We start from the raw sequence: 7,339 nt of genomic DNA, 5'->3' as shown, positions 1-7,339 counted from the left end.
GGCGCCGCCGGCAGTGATTTCGGCCACACGCTGCAGCGGGTTATTGCGCCGCTCGGCGCCAACGTCGATCGCCGGCCGGCGCTGTTCGGCGGCGACGACATCGGCGAACTGCAGAAAGCCGGCGTGCCGGTGGCATCGCTGCGCCAGGACGGGCTAGATTACTTCGACACCCATCACACCGCGGACGACACGCTCGACAAGATCGATCCAAAGCAGCTCGGCCAGGCAGTCGCGGTGTGGTCGGCCTTCGTTTATCTTGCCGCGGCATCGGATGTGGATTTCAGGAGCCTCGCCGCAACGGCAAAATAGCGGGCGCAGCCCGAGTTTTCGGGCCGAGAGATTTTGCTGATAGCTCAGATTCTTGTCCGTCGTTACCAGCACGTCAAACCCTGCCGCCTCGGCGGCATCGAGTAACGCGCCGTTTTCCAATATGTCCCACCCGCGAGCGCGGGCTTCGGTGACGGCGTGATGGTCGATCAGATAGCGGGCAAGGGTGCGAGGCGTTCCGTTATCAAACGGGACAAGCATCAAGAGTGCGGGGCAGGGGCTTCGGCACTGCGCGCGGCGAAAGACAAAACCGCGCGCACTTGCTCTCGCGTCACACCAAATTCCTCTACCAATTCCTCGACGCTCATATCCTGGATATTCTCAAACACCGTCGAGATTGGCGTCCGCGTTCCCTTGAAAACCCATGCGCCGCTGCGCTTGCCGGGGATGCTCTCTACGGCGGGGCATTGTGACCAATCAATACTATCCATTGCCTTACCCTGGGCTTTCTGGAAGGTTCAAATTGGGCCAAGCCGAGTTGGATGGCAAGGCACGGTGCGCCGAATGTACCGGATTTGTGCCTAAGTCAGATAGGGTGCGCCGCAATTGTGTCGGGGTGTGGCGGGTTTCAAAAGGCCCGGCATCGCTGCCGGGCCTTTCTTATTTGAACGAGCGCTGAACGGTTGGACTTAGAAATCCATACCGCCCATGCCGCCCATGCCGCCGCCACCCGCGGGCATGCCGCCGCCTGCGTTCTTCTTCGGCAGTTCGGCCACCATGGCTTCGGTGGTGATCAGGAGAGCGGCGATCGAGGCCGCGTTCTGGATCGCTACGCGGACCACCTTGGTCGGGTCGATGATGCCCTTGGTGATCAGGTTGACGTATTCGCCGGTCTGGGAGTCGAAGCCGTAGGCATATTGATCCTTCTCGAGGATCTTGCCGACGATGACGGAGCCGTCCTCGCCCGCGTTGATCGCGATCTGGCGGGCCGGATAGGACAGCGCCTTGCGCACGATCTCGACGCCGGTCTTCTGGTCGTCGTTCTTGGTGCGCAGGCCCTTGAGGTGCTGGGAAGCGCGCAGCAAAGCGACGCCGCCGCCCGGCACGATGCCTTCCTCGACCGCCGCACGGGTCGCATGCATCGCGTCATCGACGCGATCCTTGCGCTCCTTGACCTCGACCTCGGTCGCGCCGCCGACGCGGATCACCGCGACGCCGCCGGCGAGCTTGGCCAGACGCTCCTGCAGCTTCTCACGGTCGTAGTCCGAGGTGGTTTCCTCGATCTGCGCCTTGATCTGCGCTACCCGCGCCTCGATGTCGGCCTTCTTGCCGGCGCCGTTGACGATGGTGGTGTTCTCCTTGTCGATCATCACCTTCTTGGCGCGGCCGAGCATGGCCAGCGTAACGTTCTCAAGCTTGACGCCGAGTTCTTCCGAGATCGCCTGACCGCCGGTCAGAACCGCGATGTCCTGCAGCATCGCCTTGCGGCGATCGCCGAAGCCCGGCGCCTTGACGGCCGCGACCTTGAGGCCGCCGCGCAGACGGTTGACGACCAGGGTGGCAAGCGCTTCGCCTTCGACGTCTTCCGCGACGATGACGAGCGGCTTGCCGGTCTGCACGATCGCTTCGAGGAGCGGAAGCAGTTCGTTCAGGCTGGAGAGCTTCTTCTCGTAGATGAGAATATAGACATCGTCCATCTCGACGCGCATCTTGTCGGCGTTGGTGACGAAGTAGGGCGAGATGTAGCCGCGGTCGAACTGCATGCCTTCGACGACCTCGAGTTCGGTTTCGAGCGACTTGGCTTCTTCAACGGTGATGACGCCCTCGTTGCCGACCTTCTTCATGGCGTCGGCAAGGAACTTGCCGATTTCCACGTCGCCATTGGAGGAGATGGTGCCGACCTGGGCGATTTCCTCGTTCGAGGTGACCTTCTTGGAGTTCTTGACGAGGTCGGCGACCACGGCGTCCACCGCCAGATCGATACCGCGCTTCAGATCCATCGGGTTCATGCCGGCGGCTACCGACTTGGCGCCTTCGCGGACGATCGCAGCCGCCAGCACGGTTGCGGTGGTGGTGCCGTCGCCGGCCGCGTCGGCCGCCTTCGAGGCCACCTCGCGCACCATCTGGGCGCCCATGTTTTCGAACTTGTCTTCAAGCTCGATTTCCTTGGCAACCGTGACGCCGTCCTTGGTGATGCGGGGCGCGCCGAACGACTTGTCGAGCACGACGTTGCGGCCCTTCGGACCGAGCGTCACCTTGACCGCGTTGTTGAGGATCTCGACGCCGCGCAGCATCCTGTCGCGGGCATCGACGCCGAATTTGACTTCCTTAGCTGACATTGATTTCTCCGTTTGAAACTGGACCCTCAGCCCCGGAAGCCCGCTCTTTGGCGGGCGTCTCGAAGGATGAGATGATTTGAGCGTATGGCCTCATCCTTCGAGACGCCGGCTGCGCCGGCTTCTCAGGACAAGGCAAATCTGTCGAGTGCTTACGCTGCCTTCTTCTTCGCGACGGGCAGATCGGTGAGAACGCCCATGATGTCGCTTTCCTTCATGATCAGCAGTTCCTGGCCATCGAGCTTGACCTCGTTGCCGGACCACTTGCCGAACAGCACGCGGTCGCCGACCTTGAGGTCGATCGGGATCAGCCTGCCGGCTTCGTCGCGGCCACCTGGGCCGACCGCCGTGATTTCGCCCTGCGAGGGCTTCTCCTTGGCACTATCCGGAATGATGATGCCGCCAGCGGTTTTGTCTTCGGCGTCGATACGCTTGACCACGACGCGGTCGTGGAGCGGGCGGAATTTCATGCGATCCTCCTTGGCCTTTCTGGCCTTTGTGATAATTTCTGGATTGGCAGTCGAAATAAGCGAGTGCCAGCCAACGTCCACATAAGCCTGTGACACGGCGGCGCAAGGGCTTCGGCCCAATGTTTGACGGCAACTTGAGTCTCTCGAGGCAGAACGCCTGCAGCGATTGCTACCAGGCCAAGGCCGCTAGCGCGTTGATTACTATGGCCTATTGAACCGGATGCGATGCGGTCGGTGACTGACAGCGACTGTACGCAGTCATGCGCGGACGGCTTTCTCGCGGGGAGTTCTTTTAAGCAGACGGCTGATGGATTAGCCTCGCGCAGATCAAGGTCACCGTCCGGTTTGTGACGCGCTGTTGGTAGCGAGCCAAAGACGTTGATGGAAAAGCAAACCCGGCGAAAGATCGTGAGTTTCTTCGATCGTCTAAAGGCAGAAGCATCTGCCGAGTGGCGGGCCTACACCGAGCATCCCTTCACGAACGGGTTGGCAGACGGTTCGCTCGCCGAAGCGGCATTTCGTCACTACCTGGTCCAGGACTACCTGTTCCTGATCGAGTTTGCTCGCGCCTACGCGCTATCGGTCTACAAGTCGCCGAAGCTCGCCGACATGCGCGAAGCGGCGGCCGGCCTCTCGGCCATCCTCGACGTCGAGATGAACCTGCATGTCAAGCTCTGCGCCGGCTGGGGCCTGCTGCCCGGCGATCTTGAACAAACCCCTCCTGCGGTCGAGATGCTGGCCTATACACGCTACGTGCTCGACGCGGGAATGCGCGGAGATCTGCTGGCACTCAAGGTGGCGCTTGCCCCCTGCGTGATCGGCTACGCCGAGATCGCGACGCGGCTCGCCACGCGACCCGATGCGCAGGCTGCAACGAACCCATATCGCGCCTGGATCGCCGAGTATGCCGGTGCACCATACCAGGAGGTCGCGGCGAAAGCGCAGGCGCACCTGGAGGGTCTTGCGGATCTCTACCTCACGCCGGCCCGCGAGGCAGAGCTGATCGTGATCTTCAAGGAAGCCACCCGGCTCGAGGCCGATTTCTGGGAAATGGGCTGGCGTGCGGGCGGACGTGTTGGATAGTCGGCATGGACCTCGTCGCGGGCGCCCTGCAGGATTTCGAGCAGGATGAGGTCGCCGATCAACAGCGGTTCGCGGGTCACCGCGTCCTCCAGCTTGGCGGTGGCGGTCGTTGCCACGACCAGAATGTGCTATACCCCTAGGGCATGAGCCCAGAGCCACTACCACAGCTGGAAGACCTGGCGAGCCTCTATCGGCGCGCGTTCCGGGAATACGGCGCAAGCGCCTTGTGGAGCAGCACGCCGGTGCCTGATCCGACCGCCGCCGATGCTCTCGCCATTACGCGGAGTTTGCGGGTCGAGGGTGACCGCAACGCGCGGCGTTTGGCAGAGCAGATCGAGCAGGCCTGCCGTGCCGCTCCATAAGATCCAGATCGACATATTGAACCTCCTGGCGTCGCACCGCGATCCCGAAAGTTACGTTGCCGGAAGTACGCCGTTAAATCAGGACACGCCGCGCTATTCCGGTGATATCGATATTTTCCATGACCGCGAAGAACGGGTGGCAACGGCGTCTGCCAACGATAGTGCCGTTTTGGAAGCCGATGGTTATGCGCTGCAATGGTTGCGGCGCGAGCCGACGTTTTATGCCGTGCTGGCTTCGAAGGCGGGCGCGGCCACGAAGCTGGAATGGGCGGTCGACAGCGATTTTCGCTTTTTCCCGACGCTGCGGGATGAAACCTTCGGCTATGTCTTGCATCCGGTCGATCTCGCGATGAACAAGGTCATGGCCGCCGCCGGACGCCACGAGCCGCGCGACGCGGTGGATTTGCTGACGATCCATGATCGCATTCTGCCGCTTGGGGCGGTTATCGTCGCCGCCGTCGAAAAAGCGCCCGGCTTTACGCCCGAGGGACTCATCAATGAGATTCGCCGCCAGGCGCGTTACACCGAAGCCGACTTTCGGCGCTTGGCGAGCGATCCGCCGGTTGACGCCGCCGCGACCATGATGCGGTTGCGGCAGGTCCTTCAAGAGGCCGACGCCTTTGCCCAGCGCATGCCGACCGATAAAATCGGGCTGTTGTTTCTGAAGGCCGGAAACGTGGTTCAACCCGACCCCGACCGCTTGCAGGACTATGGCACCCATGCCGGAGCGCGGCGCGGACAATGGCCGTCCAGTCCCGAAATTACGGCGGCCATGTTCGAGCGTTACAACCAGAAGCTTGCTCCTTAAGCTGTCGTACCTTGCAAGAATCATGATCTTGTAAGGCGGTTCAGGCATCAAGAACTGGAAAAACCATGATCGCGAAATTCACTCGGCGGGCTATTCTCTCGACTGCCGCCTCAGGCGGGGCCGCGCTCGTGCTCGGGACCGACTCCGCGTCGCTGGCCCAGGCGCCGTCACGCCCGCCCAACATGGTCTTCATCGTCGCCGACGACATGGGGCACGCCGACATTTCCTGCAACGGCGGGCGCGACTTCACAACTGCGAACATCGATCGCATCGCCGCGCAGGGCGCGCGCTTCACGCAGGCCTACGCAAATTCGCCGGTCTGCACGGCTTCCCGCGTGGCGATCATCACCGGACGTTATCAGGCGAGGTTGCCGGTGGGACTTGAAGAACCGCTTGCAGGGTCGACTAAGCCGGGCATCGGGCTGCCGCCCGGACATCCGACCCTGCCGTCGCTCCTGAAGAAGGCTGGCTACAACACCGCGCTGGTCGGCAAATGGCACCTCGGCAATCTGCCGGATTTCGGTCCGCTGCAGAGCGGCTACGATCATTTCTACGGATTTCGGAGCGGCGCGGTCGACTATTTCCGGCATGTCGACAGCCTCGCCAGGCCCGATCTGTGGGACGACGACGCGCCGGCCTCGCAGCCCGGCTATCTGACCGGCCTGCTCGGCGATCGGGCGATCAAGGTGATCGCCGACTATGCGCGCGGCGGCAAGCCGTTCCTGCTCAGCCTGCACTTCAACGCGCCGCACTGGCCGTGGGAAGGGCCGGACGACCAGGCTGAATCCGATCGCCTTGGCGGCCGCAACCTGCGCGATTTCGACGGCGGCTCGCGGCAGATCTACAAGCGGATGATCCTGGCGCTCGACGCGCAGGTCGGTCGCGTGCTCAAGGCGCTGGAAGACAACGGCCTTTCGCGCAATACCATCGTGATCTTCACGAGCGACAACGGCGGCGAGCGCTTCGCCGACACCTGGCCGTTCAACGGCCGCAAGACCGAACTGCTTGAAGGCGGCCTGCGCGTTCCCGCGCTGATCTCATGGCCGGCGCGCATTCCAGCCGGCCTCGTCAGCGAACAGGTGACGGCCAACATGGACTGGCTGCCCACGCTCGTCGCGGCGGCAGGCACGTCGCCGGATCCCGCCTTCCCGCCCGATGGCATCAACCTGCTGCCGCAGCTTGAAGCGCGGGCGGCGCCGGTCGAGCGGCGCCTGTTCTGGCGCTACAAGGCGCTGTGGCAGCGCGCCGCGCGCGTCGGCGACTGGAAATATCTCAGGATTCTCGACAACACATTTCTCTTCAACGTGGCCGACGATCCGATGGAACGCGCCAACCTCAAGCAGCGGCAAAAGGATATCTACGCGCGCCTCGAAGCGGAGTGGAATGCCTGGAACGCGACCATGCTGCCGGAGACGGAAGCGAGTTTCACCGAGAACAACACGGGCAAGAACTGGGTCGATCGGCCGGGTGCCAAGCCTGTCACATTGGAGCCCGATCCCGAACTGCACTGAAGTAGCGCCGCTTGCGCGGCATTACAACGACAGTCCGTGGGATGGGTTGAGCCCTTCGCGAAACCCATCATGTTCTCAGATTGCGATTGATGGGTATCGCTTCAGCATTTGTGAACCAGTCCGCAGGGCGGATTAGCCGAGCGGGTCCGCGCAACGCGCGGCCCGGTGGGCGTAATCCGCCATCTCGCGCGGACGGTGCGATGCCGCGAAACGGCGGATTACGCTTCGATGCCGGGCAATGCTTGCCCGGCATCGAAGCTAATCCGCCCTACAGATTGTCATAGTTCGGTTGTCAAGCCCCATATGAAAAAAATATTACTGTTTACTTTTTGTTCGAATCAGTTATAGTCCCACCCGTCTCGTTCCAGATGAGGGGCGTTTCGCGATCGTCAGACACGCGGGATGAGATGCGGTGGACGCGGCAGCGTCGGGCTGGCTATGACATGGCAGGGCAGGATGTACATTGAGGTCGCCTGTGAGCTTTGGAATGCTACGCAAGACG

General features: G+C 62.4%; 8 protein-coding genes. 5 read left to right on the top strand and 3 right to left on the bottom strand.

The features are described 5' to 3' along the window. A partial coding sequence (locus tag ABSG20_RS24990) for a M28 family peptidase (protein WP_423867170.1) occupies nucleotides 1-309 on the top strand: 309 nt, incomplete at its 5' end. A 218-nt stretch (nucleotides 310-527) separates the two neighbouring features. Here the strand turns inward: ABSG20_RS24990 and ABSG20_RS24985 are convergent. The 3 genes from ABSG20_RS24985 to ABSG20_RS24975 all read right to left on the bottom strand — a co-directional run bounded on the left by ABSG20_RS24985 (nucleotide 528) and on the right by ABSG20_RS24975 (nucleotide 3,073). Next, the gene (locus tag ABSG20_RS24985) at nucleotides 528-758 is read right to left on the bottom strand and encodes a DUF433 domain-containing protein (protein ID WP_423867169.1); all 231 of its coding nucleotides are present in this window, start codon (nucleotides 756-758) and stop codon (nucleotides 528-530) included. Between the two features lie 198 nt (nucleotides 759-956). After that, nucleotides 957-2,606 carry a chaperonin GroEL gene (gene groL, locus ABSG20_RS24980; RefSeq protein ID WP_423867168.1) on the bottom strand — a complete coding sequence of 550 codons (1,650 nt, stop codon included), beginning with the start codon at nucleotides 2,604-2,606 and terminating at the stop codon, nucleotides 957-959. Nucleotides 2,607-2,755: 149 nt separating this feature from the next. Then, nucleotides 2,756-3,073 carry a co-chaperone GroES gene (locus ABSG20_RS24975; RefSeq protein ID WP_423867167.1) on the bottom strand — a complete coding sequence of 106 codons (318 nt, stop codon included), beginning with the start codon at nucleotides 3,071-3,073 and terminating at the stop codon, nucleotides 2,756-2,758. A gap of 408 nt (nucleotides 3,074-3,481) precedes the next feature. Between ABSG20_RS24975 and ABSG20_RS24970 the strand changes: the two genes are divergently transcribed. The 4 genes from ABSG20_RS24970 to ABSG20_RS24955 all read left to right on the top strand — a co-directional run bounded on the left by ABSG20_RS24970 (nucleotide 3,482) and on the right by ABSG20_RS24955 (nucleotide 6,837). Continuing rightward, on the top strand, nucleotides 3,482-4,156 hold the full coding sequence (locus ABSG20_RS24970; RefSeq protein WP_423867171.1) for a TenA family protein: 675 nt from the start codon (nucleotides 3,482-3,484) through the stop codon (nucleotides 4,154-4,156). Between the two features lie 5 nt (nucleotides 4,157-4,161). Then, nucleotides 4,162-4,296, top strand: coding sequence for a hypothetical protein (locus ABSG20_RS24965; RefSeq protein ID WP_423867166.1), 135 nt, complete (start codon nucleotides 4,162-4,164; stop codon nucleotides 4,294-4,296). 208 nt (nucleotides 4,297-4,504) lie between these two features. Next, nucleotides 4,505-5,326 carry a hypothetical protein gene (locus ABSG20_RS24960; protein WP_423867165.1) on the top strand — a complete coding sequence of 274 codons (822 nt, stop codon included), beginning with the start codon at nucleotides 4,505-4,507 and terminating at the stop codon, nucleotides 5,324-5,326. A gap of 65 nt (nucleotides 5,327-5,391) precedes the next feature. Continuing rightward, nucleotides 5,392-6,837: a sulfatase family protein gene (locus tag ABSG20_RS24955; protein WP_423867164.1), complete on the top strand. Its 1,446-nt coding sequence runs from the start codon at nucleotides 5,392-5,394 to the stop codon at nucleotides 6,835-6,837. Nucleotides 6,838-7,339 lie beyond the last annotated feature (502 nt).

Source organism: Bradyrhizobium sp., from assembly GCF_049512235.1.
GTDB lineage: Bacteria > Pseudomonadota > Alphaproteobacteria > Rhizobiales > Xanthobacteraceae > Bradyrhizobium.
The sequence above is the reverse complement of the archived record's forward strand: the minus strand, read 5'-3'. Positions and strand labels throughout refer to the sequence as shown.